Source organism: Sporosarcina quadrami (assembly GCF_014836615.1).
Taxonomy (GTDB): Bacteria; Bacillota; Bacilli; order Bacillales_A; family Planococcaceae; genus Sporosarcina; species Sporosarcina quadrami.
Genome location: NZ_JACSQN010000003.1, coordinates 249,593 through 270,806, shown reverse-complemented (window position 1 = coordinate 270,806; position 21,214 = coordinate 249,593). Strand labels below are relative to the sequence as shown.

The following is a 21,214-nucleotide window of genomic DNA, read 5'->3' as shown; positions in this document are numbered from 1 at the left end:
TTCGTTATGGATAACTCGCTATCTAAATGAATACCCATTCCTCAAAAACGTAAACCTATACTGTTTTCTTTTTGAAGATAACAATTGTAAAATCGTCGCTTAGTTGGTAGTCTTGCATCCTGCTTAGCTCAGAATAGACGTAATCGGCGATTTCCTGCGCGGATTCATCTTTCTTTTCTGCTAGAAGACTTTTAATGGCGGACATTTCTATAAATCCATTTTCCGTTCTACTCTCAGTCACGCCGTCGGTCATCATAACGACAAAGTCCCCTTCTTCAAGGACAACGGAATGCTCATCATAGATTGCTTCCTTTTTCACTCCAAGCAAAAGCCCTCTCGCGTCAAGTTCCGTGAAAGCGCTTGTTCCACTAGAGAAATGCAAAGCTGGCTCGTGCCCTGCTGAAGCATAAGAAAAAGTGGATGTTATGGAGTTATATTTACCATAAAACATAGAAATGAACATTGAATCGTCTACACTTTTTTCCACGATCCGGTTAATGATTCCAAGTACATTGTCCGGGCTCGAATTTTCGTTCTGCAATCCATCCATTCCGAATTTGATCATGGACATGCAGAGCGCAGCCGGAATGCCTTTACCTATCACATCGGCAACAGCGACACTGGAAGCGTTTTCTTGGTTTAAGAAGTAGATATAGTCGCCGTTCATTTGGTGTGCAGGTTGGGAAATCCAACCGACATCCAACCCTTCCGCATCTGGTTCCACTGTTTTAAGAAGCGTATCTTGGACTTTCGTCGCTACGTTCATCTCCATCTGAATCGCTTCTTGCTTGCGAACAAGACTTTGATGCTCGCGCATTGTCAATCCGTAATGGATCATCATTTCTATTAAGAAGTCCAAAGAATCCCATACTTGCTTTCGCAAATTAGGATGCAATTCAAATAGGGCGCTCTTATGTATGCTAATGACATCTTCCGGCGCGATATCCTTTTCTATGAAACGCCGACTGAATTGTTGCCCTACATATAGATCCTCTTCACTTTGACTTTCTAGATATTTGCTCATTATTTCCTTATACTGTTTAGTAACTTCTTGAGGCATTTTTTAACCCCCTCCTTAGTGGAGCCATTTAGTTGTAATGATTGTAGTTCCTTCCCCTACTTCAGAGATGACTTTGAATTCGTCCATCAATCTCTTAACACCAGGCATTCCGGCACCTAGTCCTCCTGACGTCGTAAAACCGTCTTCCATTACTTTACGTAAATCAGGGATACCTGGACCTTCATCGGAAGCAATGATTTTTATACCAACAAGCCCTGCTTCGCTGATACGTTCAATCTCAATCTTCCCTTTTCCGGCATATAAGTAAATGTTCCGTGCCAATTCGCTAATAGCTGTCGTGATTCTAGCTTGGTCAACTGTACCAAATCCCACTTGCTTCGCTTCATTCCGACCTAGTTGTCTAGCAGCAACAATATCCCATTCCGTAATTATCTCTACAGAAGACCCAAGATTCATTGTCAGGCCTCCAATTCTTTAGTAAGTTTATCCAAACCGTTTTCCAAATCCAGTGCCGTCATTACATTGTTTAAACGGATACCCAGTTCAATCAATGTGATTGCGACAGCCGGTTGAATTCCCGTTATGACAACCTTCGCTCCCATCAACCCTGTCATATTAATAACATCTCCAAGTACTTTGGCGATAAATGAATCGATAAAATCGATTGGTGTTAAATCGATCACTACTCCGAGAGCGGACGTTTCATGCATCTTGTTCAACAGATCTTCCTGAAATTGAATGGCCGTCTGGTCATCCAGTTCCCATTGAATGGATACGATGAGTACTTCGTTCAATTTTAAAATCGGGATACGTGTTTTCATTGTCCATTCACCTCCACAATTTCTCGATTTGTCATTCCCAAGGCAGCTTGCATTCCACGTTGCAATGTACTTTTCGTAGTAAATTCGTTCAAGTTAATACCTAACGCAACAATTGTTTGAGCGATTTCAGGACGAATACCGACGAGCATACATTTCGCACCTACCAATCGCACTGCATCAGCAGCTTGTATAATATGGTGAGCGACCATTGTATCTACGACAGGCACTCCTGTAATATCAAGTAATACAACTTCAGCACGTTGACTAACAACGCCTTCGAGTAGATTTTCCATAATCAGTTTAGCACGTTCAGTATCAATCGTTCCGACTAGAGGCATGACGGAAATTTTCTCAAATACAGGTATTAAAGAAGCAGATAGCTCCTGTAAAGCGATTTTCTGCAAACTGACCGTTCTTTCCCATTCCGTTGAATAAGCATCAATGATACTTTCTCGTAAAGGGTTAATCCAACTACTAAATAACACAATAAATCGTCTCAAGTTTTCGTCAGTTATAACATCTTTCTCTTCCAACAGTTCAAAGACTACATTTGAGAAATTGTCAATTGCTTTATTGACAAACTTAATTGCCCAACCGAAACGAACAATCTTCTCTGTAAATTCATTGATTTTATCAGAGTCGATTGATGAAGTCTCCCTAATATTGGACGTCATTAACTCTGCGAATTCCCTGCTTGTCTTATCAACAAGATGGTCAGGCATAAAATGGAAGAACCGTTCGCCTTTTTCTTCTTTCATCCTTGTAGTCCATCGCTCTATGATTTCGTCCATATACTCATTGATGCTCTCTACCATAAGTTTGTTCATCCGTAAGTGCGCCTCCTCATAAAAATAAAAAATTTCCTTATTTACATTGTACCTAAAAAAGACAAATGATACATCTTTTAAAGTCAATTAATGCAAAAAACACTTCAGATTATATAATCTGAAGTGTTTTCTCACTATGTATTCTAGAATTTAACTAGACCAAAACTGATTTCTATAGCTTCATCAACCTGTTCCATCAATAATTCATCCAAATGGGTGATCTTATCGGTTAGCCTTGACTTGTCGATTGTGCGGATCTGTTCGAGCAGGATGACAGAATCCCGCTCGAATCCATAACGATCTGCATCAATTTCAACATGTGTCGGCAGTTTCGCCTTTTGGATCTGTGCAGTGATTGCCGCGACAATAACTGTAGGGCTGAATCGGTTGCCTATATCATTTTGTATGACAAGTACCGGTCTAGTCCCTCCCTGTTCGGATCCAACGACGGGTGACAGGTCTGCAAAAAAGACGTCTCCACGTTTTATCGCCAACTTTTCATCCTCCGCTTACGAGACGTTCCATCGTATGCTGGGCTTCGAGCTCCGCATGCAAACATTCCTTTGCAATTCTTAAGTTGATTTGCGACATTTCAACGTAGCCGACCATCATGGCTTCACGGATCGTATCCGCTTCATGGCCAGTCATATACCGCTTTGTTGAAACATAAACGAATTCTCCGCGCTCCGGCGCATGATGGACGGCCGTATGTTTAATTTCGTTCAACAGTTCTTTAGGCATTTTACCAATGACTTTTCTGACGTTTTTCTCCCGCAATTCTAGCACCTCCGACAGACCCCGTTCCCTCGATCGATTCTATTCCACTCTATCTTACCATTGAAGTTCGACAATGAGAAGACATAGTAAGGTTTTTATTGACAAGAATCTTCAAATAACGTGGTCTTTGTCGAATTGTGATAATTACCCATTGGTTGTTCCGTATACCCTCTGTACACGTTTGGAAATAGTAACTGCGATTTCATAAGGAATTGTACCGAGACGTTCCGCCCATTCTTCCATCGTTATCTCTTCGTCAGCTTGCTTCCCGATAAGTGTCACCTTTTCACCAACGTGCATTTCCCTTGGCAGTTTCACCATACACTGATCCATACAAATTGTTCCGACAATCGGCATACGTTCACCTGCAATGAGTACTTCCTGTCCGCGGAGTCCGCGTTTCAAACCGTCAGCATAGCCGATCGGAATCGTTCCGATCCATTCATCCTCCAAGGTTTCATACGTACCTCCGTAACTGATCCGGTTGCCTTTTTCAACTTGTTTGACGTAAGCAAGTTCCGTTTCAAGACAAAATGCTCTTTGCAACGTAAATGGCAAACGACTCCCGACATAAGCAGACGGAGCGATACCGTAAAGACTAATACCAAACCGAACAGCATCAAGTGCGTAATCAGGATATAAAAATGTCGCCGCACTGTTCGCAGCATGCACAATTGAAGGTCTTTCCGGGAAATTTTCGACAAGTTCCATGAATTTGTCGAATTGCCTTTTTGTCGTAAGTGAATCGTCTTCATCTGCGCAAGCAAAATGCGTAAAAGCACCGACCAATTTCACAACATCAGAAGAATTAAGCACTTGCACGACTTCTTGTAAAGCGTCAGCAGTCCTTACTCCTATCCTACCCATTCCTGTGTCAATTTTAACATGCACGTTAAGCGGTTTTACGAATTCGTCAACTACCCGAGTCGCTTGACGAATCCATTCCGCATCAGTAACCGTGACATGTATGCCAAGATCAATTGCTTTTTTTGCAAACAAAACAGGTGAAGGACCCATCACTAGTACATCACTAGTGACGCCTCCCTCCTTTAACCTAACTGCTTCATCAGGAGTAGCAACCGCTACCATGGATGCACCTGCTTTAATCGCCGCTTTAGCGACCTCCACTTCACCATGACCATAGCCGTCTGCTTTGACGACGGCTATGACTGCTGTCTCACGAGGTAGATAAGCTGTGAGGTTCCTGACATTTTGTTGAATCGCCTGTAAATCTATAACCGCTTTTGTCGGCCGAAATTCCATTTCATTTTCCATAGTGATCCCTCGATTGTGTAATAGATTCTTACATTATCAATCTAAGGGCTATGCTATGTCAACAATTGTCATTTACTATCTTCAGCAACCATTGATGAAGCGACTTCTATCAATTCATCGGGTGTCAAAGTGGAAGATGCTACAAAGAACGCTACACCGTCCTGCTCCCAACGAATGGAGTTATCCGTTAACGCTGCAACCGTAAATCCTAAATCTACAGGATCTCCTTCTACAGATACCGCCACTAATTCGTTAGCCGGTCCCGCAGGTTCCTGAACGACTACAAACTCTTTGTCTCCCCCGCCATATGTCATGAAGGATCTTGTTCCATTCTCAGTTTCTACAGACCCTTCATCGATTACTGTTCCATCCCAACTTAGATTTGGATAAAATTTCATCATGCCTGTTTCATCTGCACCTTCATTGGATTGTGGCTTCTTATCTTTCTGGATGTCTTCCATTTTCACATCGTAATCAGATTGCTTATGTTCGACGCCCATTGTGATTTTATTGAATGTCACACGAATTTTCTCTTCATTGTTTTCATCCATGACTGAGACGTACTTAGGCAGTAACGTTTTCTTATCAATATGAATTTGTTGTGTAGGAAGAACTTTTTTGTGGTTATTACGTGATGCTGTCTCAAACACATACGTCTTATCCTTCTCGACCATTGTTGCATTTTTATCCGCCTTGATGTCATCAGACAATGTGCCGATTAGATACGGCATACTGTTTTGTGTCGGCCAATCACTTTGGAACTTATACGTTTTTCCTAGAGATGGCGTTATAACAAACACCCCATCATTATTACGTACAATCATCTGGGAATCTTCGGTACCGCCTTGCTTAACATTCACTTTGTAGAACTCAGGTTTAGTATGCCATACAGTTACATCGTATAGTCTCGGCTCCGAACCTGTCTTGATTTCCATCGTCGCTTGCAATTCGTACCCTTTTGCTTCGTTCCACTTACCACTGAGCTTTTTCATGACATCCTCTTTCGATGGTGCTCCACAAGCTGCAAGAAGTGTCATGACTGCAACTAGCATTAAAACAAAAATTCGGCTGCGCATACAGTTCATCCTTTCTCATTTCAATCGGGTAGGTCATCTTATGAGAGGAGATAGTCAATTATGCGAGCTTGTTTACATCAAAATATTTATTTCATTAAAACGACTTGTGCCGCAGCAACCGTTTGTGTGTGCGTTATTGAAATGAAGCCTTCCACTAGCTCTTCGTCAAAAGAAAGCGTCGGTTTCCCTGCAACATCCGGCAATATTTCGATCTGCTCGAAACGGCAACCGTTACCAATCCCCGTCCCTCTTGCCTTCGCGAACGCTTCCTTCCCAGCAAAGCGTCCCGCTAGGAACTCAATGCGTCGATGCTGCGGTAATTGTTCATAGCGCTTCAATTCCGCATCTGATAATATACGCATGCGGAACTTTGCGGACTTTCCATCCAACCGGGCAATACGATCCAACTCTACGATATCCAATCCGATTCCCTGTATCATCTCTTCAACTCCTTGACGAGGTTATCTCACTTCTTATCCAACCGAAAACGTTGTATAATGAATCCAAAGGTCAGGTGAAAAATTTGTTTATCCGTACAGAAAACTTTTCTCAGTACATTCGGGCCTACCCATTTGTAACTGCCCTAATTATTATTAATACGATCGTCTTCGTTCTAACGTCTATGCCATTTCAATGGAATCTCGAACTTTATCACTTTGGTTTAGGCGTCAATTACCTCATTGCAGACGGTGAATGGTGGCGGCTTTTTACACCGATGTTCATGCATCTCGGGTTTATGCACTTGCTATTTAACATGTTTTCGTTGTTCATCTTCGGACCCGAACTTGAAAAGTTTGCAGGCAAAGCGAGATTCCTTACCATCTATATGCTCGCTGGAATTTTTGCAAATATCGCCACATACTTCCTCGGCGGAATCGAAACAGCACATGCCGGAGCAAGCGGAGCGATTTTCGGGATTTTCGGTGCATTTGGCGCACTGATTTACTACACAAAAAATGCATTTCCTCAGCTCCGTCAAATCATGTTGCCGATTATCGTGCTTAGCGTAATCATGACGTTCCTCCAACCAGGCGTCAATATTATCGGTCATATCGCAGGTCTGATAGTCGGTTTCATCGTCGGTCTCAGTTATTTTCATCCGAAACGAATTGTCAGCTGGCGAAAGCGGTAAATAGAAGGTGGAGTGGGAATTAATCATCCCGCTCCACCTTTTTATATGCTTCCTATTCTGTCACCGGGTTTCCGGTAACTTGTTTTGCAGAAGGCACTCGATCTTTTTCGTACCAATCAAAAATCTCTTCAGCTTTTTCTACTTCCATATGTTGCACAGTAGCATGATACGTCCCCATACCTGACTTGACGCTAGCAACGATTGTTGCGACACCTTTACGTCTATGGAAATAACTTTGTTTCATTTCCATAGATTGAATTCTTTTCCGCATCATATAAGCCGTCTGGAGACTGATCCCCCTAAAACGCATCGTCAGCTGATTGCCGCTAATATCAAAGGCCGCCGAACGATGTTGCCACATGCCAAGTGCCATAATTACAGGAATAATTGCGAGCGAAAAAAGTCCATACGGGAAAAAGAAATATATTAATGCTCCAATTACAGGTACCATCCAAAGAAAATCGATTCGGTAATAGAACGGTTTTCCTCTAACAGTCAGCTTATTTGCAGGCTCATCGACATGCATGTCAGGAAACACTTCCAGTAAATATCGTTCCACCATCTTCCTCTTCACTAAAGGGAAGAGATTGATTTTAGAGCTATCAGAAATCCCCCCACCTGCACTATGGATTGTAACGGATGCATAACCGAACAGCTTCCGAAGTGGGTTTTCCACGACGACAATACTTTGGATTCGCTTGAGTGGCACTGTAGCCCGTTTTTTCTCAAGTAATCCTCTCGTAATGACGATATCCTCTTCACCTAGCGTAACGTTGAAATTGAAATTGGACAGAAACGTCATCGCAACTGACAACAGCCAAACGCCAAGTACCCCAAAGAATACCGCTATCGCGACAATTAAGACGCCGAACTTGATAAATGCAGAAATCTCCTCGTACATCCATTCATATGGTATAAGGTCACCGAACTGAGAAGCGAAAATCGCCACACCCGATAAGATAACGCCAATTCCTCCCGAAGTCGTTGCAAGGATCAGCAAATCTTTATTCGTCATGGTGAAGATATTTGTAAGTATTGGTGTTTCTTCATGATGCCCTTGCGGAATAAAACCTTCTTCAAGCATATGTTCTTCTTCATCAATAACTACGTTGTTTCTTTTGCGTTTTTTCGCTTCAGCCAGTTCAATTTCAACTCGTTTAGCCGCCTCTTTTGAAATGGCGGTTAACTCACCTTCAGCTTGTTTTGACGAGGAACTTCCAGCCGTTTCAACCTTCACTTTTACTAACCCGAACGGCCTGTGAAAAATGCCTTCGGTATAGTCCAAGCTTTGGATTCGATCAAAAGGGATATAACGTTTCTTTTTCACGAACAGTCCAGACTCAATGCGCAACTCATCATCTTCAAACCAATAGACGAATCGTACCCATTTAATGATACCGCTAATTAGCAAGAAAATAATGAGCACACCGAACACAATGAATGTCCAATATTCCACATACCACGGGGCATTCCCACTTCCGCGCCAGCCATTCGCAAAAAGCAGCACAACAAGCGGTAGAATCGCCTCTTTCAATGTCTTTACCATTTCGAGTATCGCCGTAATCCAGTGTAACTTATACCGTTTATGTTCAGACATCATCTTCCGCCACCCTTGCAAGTACGGAAATTCTATTTCTCATATCATCCGCTTCCCCCATTACTAATGCTGGAATTGTATGAACTGTAGCAGCAGTCGATATTGAAATTTCAGCCAATCCATACTTCCTAAGAATCGGCCCTTGAGATGTATCGACATGTTGAACTCGCACCATCGGGATGAGAGTCCGCTTAACGATGAATAACCCGTGTTGCAACTCAATTTCAGATTCACGCACTTCATATCTCCATCTCATCCACCTAATTTTCGGGAAAAGAGCGATGATGAAATAAGCGAACAGAACAATGACGCCGACTTCAATCAGATAGATCCACGTTGGCCATTCAAATATGTATACGAGGACACCGATACCAATTGCAAGCAATGTAAGTATGCTCGTTTGAATGATGCCGTATAAACGCCATACTTTTAGCCCTTTACGGGAAATCCTGTTTGCAGGTTGAGCCCTCATAAAAACACACTCCTTTCTTTCTATTGTATACGAATGACACCCGAAAATGTTTCGGAAATAAAAAACTCCCAAAAGACGATAAATCGTCTCCCAGGAATTTTTGTAATTATCTTTCTGACTTGCCGCCTCTTGGACGATCTCTGCGTGCTCCGCCTTCGCGGCCTTCACGACTTCCACTACTACGACGTGAACCGCCGCTTCCGCCGCCATATCCGCCGCCACGGTTGCCGCCAGATGAACGGCCTCCGCCACTACGGTTACCTTTATATCCTCCACCACTGCGTGATGATTGTGGTTTACGGCTTGGTAAAGGACGCTCTTCAGTAATCTTGATTGGTGTATCGTCCGGCTCGTTCGTTAATGATCTAATTGCCGCTGCAACAACTTCTTGAGCATCCATACCTTGAAGAAGTTCTGCCGCTAATGGCATATAATCATTCAACTCGTTTTTCGCAACGATTTCTTTTAACTGATCCATCGCTACACGTTGTTGACCGATCAACGCTTCGTCTTCTGTTGGTGGCTGAAGTGGATTCATGCGCTTTTTAGTAGTTTCTTCAACGGTACGCAAGTAACCCATTTCACGTGGAGTGACAAATGTAATTGCCATACCACTCTTACCAGCACGGCCTGTACGTCCGATACGGTGTACATAGCTTTCTGGATCTTGTGGAATATCAAAGTTATATACGTGTGTTACGCCTGAAATATCAAGTCCACGCGCAGCTACATCAGTTGCAACTAAGATATCGATTTTGTTTTCTTTGAACTGGCGAAGTACTGACATACGCTTCGCTTGTGTCAAATCACCGTGAATTCCTTCTGCAAGGTATCCGCGGATATTAAGTGCATGAGATAGTTCATCAACACGACGTTTCGTACGACCGAAGATAATTGCAAGTTCCGGTTGGTGTACATTCAATAGACGTGATAGGATATCGAACTTTTCTCTTTCTTGTGATTTAACGAAGTACTGGTCGATGTTCTCGACTGTCATTTCCTTCGATTTAATTTTCACGATTTCAGGGTTCTTCATGAATGTTTCAGCAATTTTACGAATTGCTGGAGGCATTGTCGCAGAGAACAATAGTGTTTGGCGTTCAGCTGGTACTGCTGCCAAAATTGTATTGATGTCTTCGATGAAGCCCATGTTCAACATTTCATCAGCTTCGTCAAGAACAAGTGTCTGTACTTTATCCAATTTCAACGTTTTACGGTTAATATGGTCAAGTATACGACCTGGTGTTCCAACGACGATTTGTGGATTGTTGCGCAATGCACGGATCTGACGTCCGATTTCTTGGCCGCCATAAACAGTCAATACGCGAGCGCGTCTTCCGTAACCGATTTTGTAGATTTCTTCGGATACTTGGATTGCAAGTTCACGTGTTGGTGCGATGACTAGCGCTTGTACGGATGTGTCGTTCATATCGATTTTCTCGATTAGAGGAATACCAAATGCCGCAGTTTTACCTGTACCCGTTTGTGCTTGTCCGATTACATCCTTGCCTTCCATACCGAATGTAATTGTGCTCTCCTGGATTGGTGTTGCCTCTTCGAATCCCATACGTGATAATGCATTTTGTGTGGATTCACTGATATTAAGTTCTGAAAATTTTGTCAAACTTCTCAATCTCCTTTGGTTTCTCATTTAGCAATTGGTTACATTTGCAAATGAAAGCACGGCAAATTCGAGCTTTTAACTTCTATGGGAACGTTTCCGTTATTTTTGTATACTCTGGAGTGGACAGAAGTCCATTGATGAACTTCAATAGGTTTCAGAGGCTATAGTTGAAAAGGAAGCCGGTCTCTGCCGATCGGTCCTTCACCCCGATGGATTGCTGTTCCATGGGCTTCAAACCGTTTTATTCAAAAAAAAGTACTCTTCACCAATGGAAGAGTCTCGCGTAAATGTATCCAATACTCATAGTAGTTTACCACGACGAAGCGTCAACCGCAAATGATTCGACATTAAAAGTGTAATCAGAATCCTGCGCTATTCGCGATTCATAAATTCCAACACTTTTTCGTACCACTCATTGCAATCATCGCTATAACAAATATGATGCTTACCTTGCTCAGATACGATGAGCTGTTTCTTTTCTGACCCTAAACTTTTCAACAAGTAATCAGCCGTTGCAAAAGGAACGATGCCATCTTTTTTCCCTTGTACAATACAAACCGGAACAGTAATTTTCCCGTAATACGGTTCCACCATTTTTACAACGCGCAAAAATTCTCTCGTTGCAGCAAATGGCGTATGGCGTAATTTATAGTCATACAAATGATAAAACGTATTTGGCGGATACGTTTTCGTAATGGATTCCGAGAGCATAACCGCAGCATCTTCAATGAGAACACGGGGACTAATATACTTCGCAGCAGCACTAAGCAACACTAATTTCGCAATCGGGTAGCGTAATGCTAAATACATGGCGATCAGTCCACCCATCGAGAAACCTACAATAATGACCTCGTCGACTTCTTTCCTCAAGCGGCCGAGTGCCAGTTCCGCTTCCATAAGCCAAGAATCTGCAGATACATTTTTAAGATTTAGCGGAAAATCATGCCCGGGTAGCACAGGTACGGAAACGGCCCAGTCCGTCTGTTCCTGTATATAATTCATGAACGGACGGACTTCAAAGGGACCTCCTGTAAATCCGTGAAGGAAAAGCACACCCGTACTCATCCTTCCAGAACAGCTTTCATGACCGTTTCAAGCGCCATCCCTCTCGAACCTTTCAACAACACGATTGAATCTTTTCCGATTGATTTTCGCAACGTTTCAATTAAAGGCTCATACGCACTTTCCGACCAGATAATTTTACTATTGTTCCCAACCTGTTCAAGCTCGTCTCGCAGCCATTTCATTCGCGGACCATATAAGAGGATTCCCTCTAACTGTATTGTGCTTAGTTGTGTCGCTATGGATTCATGGTAGTTTCGTTCATTGTCACCAAGTTCCAACATATCACCCAGGACAACCCACTTTTTCGTACGCAATTCCGTCTCTTTTAAAAACGATAGCGCCGCTTGCATCGATGTAGGAGCAGCATTATAAGCGTCATTAATGAATAAAGCACCACTAGAAGCGACGACTGGTTGCATACGCATATCTGTCAGTTTGGACTGCCTGAGAGCTTTGTCAATACGGGACTCATCCAATCCAAGTTCATGGGCGATTAAAATCGCGGCGAGCGTATTTTTAACCTGATGTGCACCGAAGACCGGGATTGTAAAATCACCATTGACGATACCAGAAACTTTGAACTCACTACCTTCATCACCTGAAGTAATGGAAACTAAAGCTAAATCGTTATTATCGCTATGTCCAAACGATTCACTGTTCAACTCCGGATGCTTGTTAACAAGGTCGTGTAAAAGCGGTTCATCACCATCATAAAAGAATTTGCCATCCGCTTTTAATCCATCAATAATTTCAAATTTGGCCTTCGCAATCCCTTCACGTGAACCAAGATCTTGCATATGCGCTTCGCCGATATTTGTAATGACCGCATAATCCGGTTTTGCTAATTTCGACAAAAAGGAAATTTCGCCATACCCACTCATCCCCATTTCAAGAACTGCCACTTCACAGTCTTCTTGTAATGAAAGAATCGTCAACGGCATTCCAAGTTCGTTGTTAAAATTCCCTTCCGTCTTTTGGACGTTGAAGTAAGGACGTAAAACACTTGCAATCAAATCTTTCGTCGATGTCTTCCCGTTTGAACCCGTGATACCGATAAATTTGCATTTGAGCTCATCGCGATAAGCGCGAGCAAGTTGCTGTAGCGCAAGTTCAGGATCTTCGACAAAAATAAGCGGAATATCTTCCGGCGCATCCGGTTCGTCTTTCATCCACAAAGAAGCGGCTGCACCCTTTTGGATCGCCTGCTCCACATATTTATGACCGTTCACTTGTTCACCGCGAAACGGTATGAACAGATCTCCCGCAGCAATTGTCCGTGAGTCAATCGATGCGCCACTCACGGTGACATTCTCCATATGTTGCCCATTCGCACCAAGCCATGTAGCCAGTTCAGTCAATTTCCTTTTCATTACGTATCACACTCAATCCATCGTATATTGTATCTTCTTTTTTTCTTCATGACGTTCTAGTGCAAGTTCAATCAAATCATCAATCAATTCCGGATATGACTTGCCGGTGTTTTGCCATAACAACGGGAACATGCTCGTCGGTGTGAAACCTGGCATTGTGTTCACTTCATTGATAAGCACTTCGTCATTAGCTGTGACGAAAAAGTCTGCGCGGACAAGTCCTGCACAATCCAATACTTTAAATGCACGAATCGCCATATCCTTGAGCGTCGTTTGCACTTCATCCGTCACTGGCGCAGGAATAAGGAGTTCGGTACTACCATCCTGGTATTTCGCTTCATAATCATAGAAAGTCGCTACAGGTTTAATCTCCCCAAGTACGGAGCAGACCGGATTGTCATTGCCGAGAACACTCACTTCCACTTCACGCGCCGTAATGCCTTGTTCAACGATAATTTTACGGTCAAATTTGAGAGCGAATTCGACCGCTTTCACTAACGTTTCGTGATCGACCGCTTTGCTGATGCCGACGCTTGAACCTAGATTAGCAGGTTTGACAAACATCGGGAAATTGAGTTCTCGCTCCATCTTGTCGATCCAATACTGACGATCTTCCTTCCATTGATTGCGGATGAAATAGACGTAAGGGACTTGTTTTAAACCGACATGTTGAAACAGTTGCTTCATAACGACTTTATCCATGCCTGCGGATGAAGCAAGGACACCATTTCCTGCGTACGGAATATTCATCACTTCAAATAACCCTTGGACCGTGCCATCTTCACCGTTCGTTCCGTGCAATAAAGGTAAAATAATATCAGGAGTTCCGGTGCCGTTCAAGAAATCCCGGATGCAATCTGGTCGTTCCATGTCTCGTTCAAGACGCAATTGTTCAATCGTTTCTGCCGGTGCAAGTAATGCATCGCCTTTTCTCCATTCGCCGCTGTACGTTATATATACTGGTATCACTTCGTATTTATCGAAATCTACTGCATGCGTCACTGCTCTTGCTGTGGAGAGCGATACTTCATGCTCCGCGGACTTTCCACCATAGACTAACCCTAATTTTCTTTTCATCTGAATCCCTCGCTCGCTTTAGATTTCATTCATATAGTTTAGCATGAAACAGACTGTCTCATAACATTTTTCACCTTTCCATTTGCAACCTCGTGCGCTAGGCGACGTCAGTACAAGGATATGATATATTGCGCTAGTTAGGTTATACTCGAACTACTAGTTTTTGAGAAAAGGTGAATGTCATTGAATCTCCAAAATAAGTCGTCCGACCGTTTTGATTGGACGCTCGCTTTCATATTAATGTTACTTGCCATTGTGAGTTTCTTCGCGATCGCTTCCGCACAGACTGCTGAACAATACGGTCCGATCAATTTTGTCTTGCTCCAAATAAGATGGTACGGACTCGGTATGATCATTGTCGCCTGTGCGATGTACTTAGACCCTGAACAATACAAGAAAATCTCATGGCCGTTATATGGATTCGGTATTTTATTATTACTTTTCCTCATGTTCGCTCCTGGCGGTAAAGATCAGATCGCCGAAATCCGTCTTGGCGCGAAAAGATGGTTGCATTTGCCTGTGATTGGAACGATTCAACCTTCTGAGTTCATTAAGACGTTCTTCATCCTTGGCATGGCGCGGGTAGTAAGCAAACATCAGGAAGAGCACTTAGTGCGCAACATGAAGAGCGACTTCTGGCTACTTGGTAAAATCGGTATCACACTTATCCTCCCGCTGTTTTTCATCGCAAAGCAGCCAGATTTAGGTACTTCATTAGTATTTATCGCAATTACAATTGCCATTATACTCGTCGCAGGCATCTCATGGAAAATCATTGTTCCACTGTTTTCAGGAGGCGCAATTCTTGGTGTCGGATTATTATGGATGGCGCTGTATGCACAAGACTTTATGGAAAACGTCCTCGGTTTTGACCGCTATCAGTTCAGACGGGTTTATTCTTGGCTTGACCCTTACTCTTACCCTTCTGATGAAGGGTATAATCTAATTCAAGCGATGACTGCGATCGGTTCAGGTGAACTGTCGGGGAAAGGGTTTCACGGGCGTGAAGTGTACATACCTGAAAACCATACCGATTTCATCTTCAGCGTCATCGGGGAGGAATACGGCTTCATCGGCGCTTGTGTAGTCATCTCGCTGTATTTCATCCTCATGTATCACTTGACGAAAGTCGCTTTAAGTTTGAAAGATCCTTTTAGTGTATATGTATGCACAGGCGTCATCGCGATGATCGCTTTTCATGTATTTGAAAACATCGGTATGAATATACAGCTGTTGCCGATCACCGGAATCCCGCTGCCGTTCATCAGCTACGGAGGCAGTTCGTTATTTAGCAACATGCTCGCCATAGGGCTCATCTTCAGCATGAAATTCCATCATCGAACGTACATGTTTGAGTCTGATGAGGATGAATGAAAAAGCGGAAGGCGCCTGCCTAGAGGCGACAGGCATAAGGCGGAAATGAAAAGCGGCGTCCTTTCCGCTTAGCATTTTTGACTTATGACCCGAGCCTCTGGCGCCTGAAGCTGGATTGTATGAAAAAGCGGAAGGCGCCTGCCTAGAGGCGACAGGCATAAGGCGGAAATGAAAAGCGGCGCCCTTCCCGCTTAGCATTTTTGACTTATGACCCGAGCCTCTGGCGCCTGAAGCTGGATTGAATGAAATAATTAACAACAAAAAACGTATGATTCCAACAGATTTTACAGGTATAATGAACATCTAGCACAAACCTATCCTGACTACTTATAAGGTGAACATATGAATCCAACTAAAAAACCCGAGGATCGTTTCGACTGGCCACTCGCATTCATCCTTTTGCTATTCGGCGTCATAAGCATTATTGCAATCGCCTCTGCACAAACAACAGGCCAGTATACGAAAAATTTCATCCCGTCCCAAATCCAATGGTATGTCGTCGGCTCAATCATCATTGCGGTTACGATGTACTTGGAGCCTGAACAATATAAAAAAGCAGCTTGGATTATATATGGCGGCGGGATATTCATGCTCTTCCTGCTGTTCATCCTCCCAGACGGCATGTCACTCGTTGCTCCACGTAACGGAGCGAAAAGTTGGTTCCACTTACCTTTTGGTGTCGGAAGCATCCAACCCGCAGAGTTTATGAAGACGTTCTTCATTATCGGACTTGCACGCGCCATAACGAAACACCATGAGAAGTATTTGGAGAAGACGTTGCAGACCGATTTCATGTTACTCGGTAAAATCTTCGCCATTCTCTTGTTGCCACTCGCTTTCATCATGAAACAACCTGACTTAGGAACGGGCCTAGTTTTCATCGCCATAACTGCAGCACTGATTATTGTAGCGGGAATTACTTGGCGCATTATTCTCCCCATTTTCCTAGGCACTGCAACACTCGGTGCAATGCTACTTTGGATGGCGCTATATGCACAAGAGTTCCTTGCAAAGTTCGGATTCAGACCCTATCATTTCGAGCGGATCTATTCATGGATAGACCCATACTCATACGCTTCAAATGAAGGACATAACTTGATCACTTCACTGAACGCCATCGGATCCGGCCAAGTATTCGGCAAAGGATTCCAAGGACGTGAAGTGTATGTACCCGAAAGCCATACCGATTTCATCTTCAGCACTATCGGAGAAGAATGGGGATTCGTCGGCGCAAGCCTCGTCATTTGCCTATACTTTCTTCTCATCTATCATATGACGAAAATTACGCTTGAACTAAAAGACCCGTTCAGTACGTATATTTGCGCAGGGATCATCGCCATGATTACATTCCACGTCTTCGAAAACATCGGCATGACCATCCAACTGCTCCCGATCACCGGAATTCCCTTACCGTTCATCAGCTACGGCGGCAGTTCCCTCATGGGCAACATGCTCGCCATCGGCCTGATCTTCAGCATGAAATTCCACCATCGGACGTATATGTTTAGTAAAGATGAAGAATAAAAAAGCTCCCACATTAAAATGTGGGAGCTTTTTTTATGACTGTATTTGCGGGTCATTTACAGGTGGCGCGAGGGCTTTCAGCATATCTAGACGGGATTTCGTTGCGGTTGCCGAAACACCCAACTTCGCCAAGTTGGAGATGATTTTCTTTAAATCAACCTTTTCTTTCGCCATCTTTTCCACCTCGACCTTTCTATATGTTGTTGACGTATCTACTGCATGGAAAGTTTCAATACCGATATAAAATCCATATTAATAATCTTCTATACAGATTATACCACTAAAGTCCACTTTTAAATCTTTCATTTATGTTACAATTGTAGGCTTTTTGTAAATTTTCTATACATCATATTGAGATTTTCTCATACATAACAGCTATTCCACCTTTTCCCATAGATTAAACACCATTTTCATTTTAAATAAAGGGTATTTGAAACCTTTCAACGAACTCGTTAATTAGGAAAGAAGGAAGTAAAGCCAAATGATTGACATACCCCAATAGGGTATAATATCATAAAAGAAGAGAAGGAGGTACAATCTTGACAAATGACTACTTGAACGATGTAACTGAGTTGCATATTGAAGCGACGACTTGCAGAAAAAGTCATCATCCTGATAGCGTTAAGACAAATTTAATCCACCGGCTCAATCGTATCGAAGGGCAAATCCGTGGTATTAAAGGAATGGTAGAAACGGATGTGTATTGTGATGATATTATCACCCAATTATCTGCTACACAATCCGCTCTAAATAGCGTTGCCAAAGTTTTGTTGGACGGCCACTTAAAAGGCTGTGTGAAAGACCGACTTGCAGAAGGCGATGTAGAAGTACTCGATGAACTACTAGTTACGATAACAAAACTGATGCGAAAATAAGGAGAGATTAATTATGACAGAAAAAACAACATTAAACGTAACAGGTATGTCTTGTGGACATTGTGTAAAAACGATTGAAGACAACGTAGGTAAATTAGACGGTGTAAATTCCGTACAAGTAAATCTGGAAGCCGGCACAGTCGATGTGGATTTTGAAAGCAACCAAGTTGATGTGAAGAAAATCTCCGATACAATTGAAGATCAGGGCTTTGACGTTGCATAACTGCGGATTTCCGCAGTTTCTTTCGCTCTCAAACATACCCCCTGAGGGTACTTCAAAATGAAAGAAGGTGGTCATATGACTAACACAAAAAAAGATATCGCTATCACAGGCATGACTTGTAGCGCATGTGCAAATCGGATAGAAAAAGGACTGAGTCGTCTAGATGGCATCGAATCAGCTGCCGTCAATTTTGCAACTGAAAAAGCGGTTGTAACCTATGATAAAGACCAGACTGACATACGAACAATCGAAGAAAAAATCCGTTCTCTCGGTTTTGATACTGTAAAGGAAGAAGTCGATTTTCAAATTACAGGCATGACCTGTTCTGCTTGTTCCGCTCGTATCGAGAAAGTATTATCACGTACAGAAGGTGTCCAGTCGGCAACCGTCAATCTAGCACTTGAAACCGGTAAAGTTCAATATGATCCAGCTGTCATGAGCGCAACAGATGTCATTTCAAAAATAAAAACAATGGGTTACGGCGCTGAACTAAAAAGTGATATACCTGATGGAGCAGAGGATCACCGTCAGAAGGAAATACGCTATAAGACAAAGTTATTCTTCATTTCAGCAGCTCTCTCCTTCCCGCTTCTATGGACAATGTTCGCTCATTTTTCATTTACATCGTGGATGCCTGTACCAGACCTATTCATGCATCCTTACGTACAATGGTTCCTCGCCACACCTGTCCAGTTTGCAATCGGGTGGATATTTTATGAAGGTGCGTATTTTGCACTTCGCAATAAAAGCGCGAATATGGATGTGCTCGTTGCACTCGGAACGTCAGCGGCCTATTTCTATTCTGTCTATTTAGTGTTAATAGATTCAAATCACGGCCTATACTTTGAAACGAGTGCTGTTTTAATTACGCTTATTTTGCTCGGAAAAGTATTTGAAGCCCGCGCAAAAGGACGCTCATCGGATGCTATTAAGAAACTGATGGGCTTGCAACCGACGATGGCGTCTGTTGAGAAGAACGGTGTTATTTCTGAAATCCCGATTGCAGATGTACAGATTGGCGATATTCTCGTCATCCGTCCCGGTGCATCGATTCCGGTCGATGCGGAAGTCGTTTCAGGCGAATCCGCTGTAGATGAATCGATGCTTACTGGCGAAAGCTTGCCCGTTGATAAAAAAGTGAATGACTCTGTTTTTGCAGCGACCGTCAATTCAAATGGCTCATTGCGCGTTCGGGCAAATAAAATCGGTAAAGATACAATGCTTTCCAATATTATTCGTATCGTTGAAGAAGCACAGGGTTCCAAAGCACCTATACAACGGCTTGCTGACCAGATTTCTGGTGTATTCGTCCCAGTTGTCGTTGGAATTGCTGTAATCACTTTCCTTGTATGGTATTTCGTTGTAACGTCTGGCGACTTTGCTCAAAGCTTGACTTCGATGATCGCCGTTCTTGTAATCGCTTGTCCTTGCGCACTCGGACTTGCGACCCCGACATCGATTATGGCAGGCTCAGGACGTGCTGCGGAGCAAGGGGTTTTATTCAAAACGGCAGAAGCGATGGAACAGACGCGGTCAATCGATACGGTTGTCCTCGATAAAACCGGTACGATCACGAACGGCGTTCCTGTTGTAACGGATTTTCTAGTTGCTGAAGGAAGGGACCGAAATGTTCTTATTGGATTGGCGGCTGCGGCAGAAAGTGATTCAGAGCACCCTGTCGCTAAAGCAATCACATCGTTCGGACTCGATACAGTTGGTACGATTCCAAATGACGAGAAATTCGAAGCAATCCCAGGCCACGGAATACGCTCCACTGTGCGCGGCTCGACGATATTCATGGGCACTCGGAAATTGCTAGCTGATCAAAAGATCGGACTGAATGATGCGATTGGTGATGCTGAACCTCTTGAGAACGAAGGAAAGACTGTCATGTATATGGCGATGAATGGCGTTCACGTTGCTACAATCGCTGTTGCAGATACAATAAAAGCCACATCTAAGCAAGCGATTCAAGAACTTCACGACCTAGGACTTACTGTAATTATGCTAACAGGCGACCAAGAACGAACGGCTCGTGCTATCGCCGCAAATGCTGGTGTCGAAAACGTTTATGCAGGCGTATTACCCGAGCGCAAAGCGGAAGTCATCGCTTCCTTACAAGCTGAAGGCAAGCGCGTGGCGATGGTTGGTGACGGTATTAATGACGCACCTGCACTGGCTGTCGCGGATATCGGAATGGCGATGGGTACGGGAACGGCTGTAGCGATGGAAGCAGCGGATGTTACATTGATGCACGGTGATTTGTTACGTGTAGCCGATACAATTCGAATGAGCCGATTGACTGTGAGAAATATTAAACAGAACCTATTCTGGGCACTCGCCTATAATTCTATCGGTATTCCAATCGCCGCCGCTGGACTGTTGGCGCCGTGGGTTGCAGGTGCAGCGATGGCATTCAGTTCGGTATCCGTTGTGTTGAACGCGCTACGATTGCAGCGTGTGAAGTTGAGATAATGCTTCTTCGAATCCCCTTCGCCTCCTAGAAACGGGCGAGGGGATTTTCGCATTATCACCGACTCTTCAGAGGTTATCACCGACTCTCCTGGAGTTATCACCGACTCCCCTTAGGTTATCACCGACTCTCCTGGTGTTATCACCGACTCCCCTTTTCAGAGTACCTAAGCAGATGAATTTTATGTGAAAAAGTGATAAATTTAACGAAAGAAAATAACTTTCTTTAGGAGGAAAATGATGAATATCGAACTTACCAGATTCAAAGTGAAACAAGGCAAATCAGAAAAAGTGGACGAATGGATGCAATTCCTGAAAGACAATATGCAAGATGTGCTCGTTACCTTAGACGGCGAGAAAATGTATGTGGAGACCATTTTCCGTGAACACTTGAACGGCGACGAGTATTTATACTGGTATTCGATTCAAGGGGAAGGTGGGCAGGAAGTCGAGCAATCGGAACATTGGATTGACGAGAAGCATATGGCGTTTTGGGCGGAATGCATTGACGAAACTTTTCCTGGTATCGATTTAAAAACAGAAGTCGTTATGATTCCTGAGAAGGTCCGCAACTCAATGAGATGAATTCAATCTTATTCATCCCCTCGCTGA

The 21,214-nt window shown here is 43.4% G+C and carries 23 protein-coding genes; 7 read left to right on the top strand and 16 right to left on the bottom strand.

What is annotated here, in order from left to right; genetic code table 11:
* Positions 1 to 55: 55 nt before the first annotated feature.
* The 9 genes from H9649_RS05060 to acpS form a co-directional block, all read right to left on the bottom strand.
* Positions 56 to 1,060: a PP2C family protein-serine/threonine phosphatase gene (locus H9649_RS05060; protein WP_191693628.1), complete on the bottom strand. Its 1,005-nt coding sequence runs from the start codon at positions 1,058 to 1,060 to the stop codon at positions 56 to 58.
* A gap of 15 nt (positions 1,061 to 1,075) precedes the next feature.
* Positions 1,076 to 1,477, bottom strand: coding sequence for an anti-sigma regulatory factor (locus H9649_RS05055; protein WP_191693627.1), 402 nt, complete (start codon positions 1,475 to 1,477; stop codon positions 1,076 to 1,078).
* 2 nt (positions 1,478 to 1,479) lie between these two features.
* Positions 1,480 to 1,842, bottom strand: coding sequence for an STAS domain-containing protein (locus H9649_RS05050; RefSeq protein ID WP_191693626.1), 363 nt, complete (start codon positions 1,840 to 1,842; stop codon positions 1,480 to 1,482).
* Entirely contained in the window at positions 1,839 to 2,669 is an 831-nt protein-coding gene (locus tag H9649_RS05045; protein ID WP_191693625.1) for an RsbT co-antagonist protein RsbRA, read from the bottom strand. Before H9649_RS05045 ends, H9649_RS05050 begins: the two co-directional genes overlap by 4 nt.
* Before the next feature lie 143 nt (positions 2,670 to 2,812).
* A complete protein-coding gene (locus H9649_RS05040; protein ID WP_191693624.1) occupies positions 2,813 to 3,163 on the bottom strand; it encodes a type II toxin-antitoxin system PemK/MazF family toxin in 351 nt (116 codons plus the stop codon).
* Positions 3,164 to 3,167: 4 nt separating this feature from the next.
* Positions 3,168 to 3,455: a transcriptional regulator gene (locus tag H9649_RS05035; protein WP_318241649.1), complete on the bottom strand. Its 288-nt coding sequence runs from the start codon at positions 3,453 to 3,455 to the stop codon at positions 3,168 to 3,170.
* Between the two features lie 135 nt (positions 3,456 to 3,590).
* A complete protein-coding gene (gene alr, locus H9649_RS05030; RefSeq protein ID WP_191693623.1) occupies positions 3,591 to 4,721 on the bottom strand; it encodes an alanine racemase in 1,131 nt (376 codons plus the stop codon).
* A gap of 68 nt (positions 4,722 to 4,789) precedes the next feature.
* On the bottom strand, positions 4,790 to 5,797 hold the full coding sequence (locus tag H9649_RS05025; RefSeq protein WP_191693622.1) for a LolA family protein: 1,008 nt from the start codon (positions 5,795 to 5,797) through the stop codon (positions 4,790 to 4,792).
* Positions 5,798 to 5,883: 86 nt separating this feature from the next.
* On the bottom strand, positions 5,884 to 6,237 hold the full coding sequence (gene acpS, locus H9649_RS05020) for a holo-ACP synthase (protein ID WP_191693621.1): 354 nt from the start codon (positions 6,235 to 6,237) through the stop codon (positions 5,884 to 5,886).
* Between the two features lie 83 nt (positions 6,238 to 6,320).
* On the opposite strand from acpS, the gene H9649_RS05015 reads away from it, so the two are divergent.
* On the top strand, positions 6,321 to 6,929 hold the full coding sequence (locus H9649_RS05015) for a rhomboid family intramembrane serine protease (RefSeq protein ID WP_191693620.1): 609 nt from the start codon (positions 6,321 to 6,323) through the stop codon (positions 6,927 to 6,929).
* Positions 6,930 to 6,981: 52 nt separating this feature from the next.
* On the opposite strand, the gene H9649_RS05010 is transcribed toward H9649_RS05015, so the two are convergent.
* From H9649_RS05010 to H9649_RS04985, 6 genes are all read right to left on the bottom strand, one after another.
* Complete coding sequence (locus H9649_RS05010) at positions 6,982 to 8,526, bottom strand: PH domain-containing protein (RefSeq protein ID WP_318241648.1); 1,545 nt, start codon at positions 8,524 to 8,526, stop codon at positions 6,982 to 6,984.
* A complete protein-coding gene (locus tag H9649_RS05005) occupies positions 8,519 to 8,998 on the bottom strand; it encodes a PH domain-containing protein (RefSeq protein WP_191693618.1) in 480 nt (159 codons plus the stop codon). Before H9649_RS05005 ends, H9649_RS05010 begins: the two co-directional genes overlap by 8 nt.
* A gap of 106 nt (positions 8,999 to 9,104) precedes the next feature.
* Complete coding sequence (locus H9649_RS05000; protein ID WP_191693617.1) at positions 9,105 to 10,622, bottom strand: DEAD/DEAH box helicase; 1,518 nt, start codon at positions 10,620 to 10,622, stop codon at positions 9,105 to 9,107.
* A gap of 372 nt (positions 10,623 to 10,994) precedes the next feature.
* The gene (locus tag H9649_RS04995) at positions 10,995 to 11,687 is read right to left on the bottom strand and encodes an alpha/beta hydrolase (RefSeq protein ID WP_191693616.1); all 693 of its coding nucleotides are present in this window, start codon (positions 11,685 to 11,687) and stop codon (positions 10,995 to 10,997) included.
* Positions 11,684 to 13,057, bottom strand: coding sequence for a UDP-N-acetylmuramoyl-tripeptide--D-alanyl-D-alanine ligase (locus H9649_RS04990; protein WP_191693615.1), 1,374 nt, complete (start codon positions 13,055 to 13,057; stop codon positions 11,684 to 11,686). Before H9649_RS04990 ends, H9649_RS04995 begins: the two co-directional genes overlap by 4 nt.
* Before the next feature lie 12 nt (positions 13,058 to 13,069).
* Positions 13,070 to 14,134, bottom strand: coding sequence for a D-alanine--D-alanine ligase (locus tag H9649_RS04985; protein WP_191693614.1), 1,065 nt, complete (start codon positions 14,132 to 14,134; stop codon positions 13,070 to 13,072).
* Positions 14,135 to 14,317: 183 nt separating this feature from the next.
* Here H9649_RS04985 and H9649_RS04980 point away from each other — a divergent pair, with 183 nt between their 5' ends.
* Both H9649_RS04980 and H9649_RS04975 read left to right on the top strand, forming a co-directional pair.
* Positions 14,318 to 15,508: an FtsW/RodA/SpoVE family cell cycle protein gene (locus tag H9649_RS04980; protein WP_225229670.1), complete on the top strand. Its 1,191-nt coding sequence runs from the start codon at positions 14,318 to 14,320 to the stop codon at positions 15,506 to 15,508.
* A gap of 342 nt (positions 15,509 to 15,850) precedes the next feature.
* Complete coding sequence (locus H9649_RS04975; RefSeq protein WP_191693612.1) at positions 15,851 to 17,032, top strand: FtsW/RodA/SpoVE family cell cycle protein; 1,182 nt, start codon at positions 15,851 to 15,853, stop codon at positions 17,030 to 17,032.
* 33 nt (positions 17,033 to 17,065) lie between these two features.
* On the opposite strand, the gene H9649_RS04970 is transcribed toward H9649_RS04975, so the two are convergent.
* Positions 17,066 to 17,206: an Lmo0850 family protein gene (locus H9649_RS04970; RefSeq protein WP_191693611.1), complete on the bottom strand. Its 141-nt coding sequence runs from the start codon at positions 17,204 to 17,206 to the stop codon at positions 17,066 to 17,068.
* Between the two features lie 365 nt (positions 17,207 to 17,571).
* Between H9649_RS04970 and H9649_RS04965 the strand changes: the two genes are divergently transcribed.
* From H9649_RS04965 to H9649_RS04950, 4 genes are all read left to right on the top strand, one after another.
* Positions 17,572 to 17,907 (top strand): metal-sensitive transcriptional regulator, encoded by a 336-nt coding sequence (locus tag H9649_RS04965; RefSeq protein ID WP_318241647.1) that lies wholly within the window; start codon positions 17,572 to 17,574, stop codon positions 17,905 to 17,907.
* A gap of 13 nt (positions 17,908 to 17,920) precedes the next feature.
* On the top strand, positions 17,921 to 18,130 hold the full coding sequence (gene copZ / locus H9649_RS04960; RefSeq protein WP_191693610.1) for a copper chaperone CopZ: 210 nt from the start codon (positions 17,921 to 17,923) through the stop codon (positions 18,128 to 18,130).
* Between the two features lie 75 nt (positions 18,131 to 18,205).
* A complete protein-coding gene (locus tag H9649_RS04955; RefSeq protein ID WP_191693609.1) occupies positions 18,206 to 20,605 on the top strand; it encodes a heavy metal translocating P-type ATPase in 2,400 nt (799 codons plus the stop codon).
* A gap of 237 nt (positions 20,606 to 20,842) precedes the next feature.
* A complete protein-coding gene (locus H9649_RS04950) occupies positions 20,843 to 21,187 on the top strand; it encodes a DUF6176 family protein (protein WP_191693608.1) in 345 nt (114 codons plus the stop codon).
* Positions 21,188 to 21,214 lie beyond the last annotated feature (27 nt).

Coding starts and splice junctions, on each gene's coding strand:
- alr (WP_191693623.1), bottom strand. CDS start 4,721: ATGGAAAATGAAATGGAATTTCGGCCGACAAAAGCGGTTATAGATTTA.
- H9649_RS04990 (WP_191693615.1), bottom strand. CDS start 13,057: ATGAAAAGGAAATTGACTGAACTGGCTACATGGCTTGGTGCGAATGGG.
- copZ (WP_191693610.1), top strand. CDS start 17,921: ATGACAGAAAAAACAACATTAAACGTAACAGGTATGTCTTGTGGACAT.
- H9649_RS05050 (WP_191693626.1), bottom strand. CDS start 1,842: ATGAAAACACGTATCCCGATTTTAAAATTGAACGAAGTACTCATCGTA.
- H9649_RS05055 (WP_191693627.1), bottom strand. CDS start 1,477: ATGAATCTTGGGTCTTCTGTAGAGATAATTACGGAATGGGATATTGTT.
- H9649_RS05025 (WP_191693622.1), bottom strand. CDS start 5,797: ATGCGCAGCCGAATTTTTGTTTTAATGCTAGTTGCAGTCATGACACTT.
- H9649_RS04975 (WP_191693612.1), top strand. CDS start 15,851: ATGAATCCAACTAAAAAACCCGAGGATCGTTTCGACTGGCCACTCGCA.
- H9649_RS04955 (WP_191693609.1), top strand. CDS start 18,206: ATGACTAACACAAAAAAAGATATCGCTATCACAGGCATGACTTGTAGC.
- H9649_RS04950 (WP_191693608.1), top strand. CDS start 20,843: ATGAATATCGAACTTACCAGATTCAAAGTGAAACAAGGCAAATCAGAA.
- H9649_RS04970 (WP_191693611.1), bottom strand. CDS start 17,206: ATGGCGAAAGAAAAGGTTGATTTAAAGAAAATCATCTCCAACTTGGCG.
- H9649_RS05005 (WP_191693618.1), bottom strand. CDS start 8,998: ATGAGGGCTCAACCTGCAAACAGGATTTCCCGTAAAGGGCTAAAAGTA.
- H9649_RS04985 (WP_191693614.1), bottom strand. CDS start 14,134: ATGAAAAGAAAATTAGGGTTAGTCTATGGTGGAAAGTCCGCGGAGCAT.
- H9649_RS05060 (WP_191693628.1), bottom strand. CDS start 1,060: ATGCCTCAAGAAGTTACTAAACAGTATAAGGAAATAATGAGCAAATAT.
- H9649_RS05045 (WP_191693625.1), bottom strand. CDS start 2,669: ATGAACAAACTTATGGTAGAGAGCATCAATGAGTATATGGACGAAATC.
- H9649_RS05010 (WP_318241648.1), bottom strand. CDS start 8,526: ATGTCTGAACATAAACGGTATAAGTTACACTGGATTACGGCGATACTC.
- H9649_RS04995 (WP_191693616.1), bottom strand. CDS start 11,687: ATGAGTACGGGTGTGCTTTTCCTTCACGGATTTACAGGAGGTCCCTTT.
- acpS (WP_191693621.1), bottom strand. CDS start 6,237: ATGATACAGGGAATCGGATTGGATATCGTAGAGTTGGATCGTATTGCC.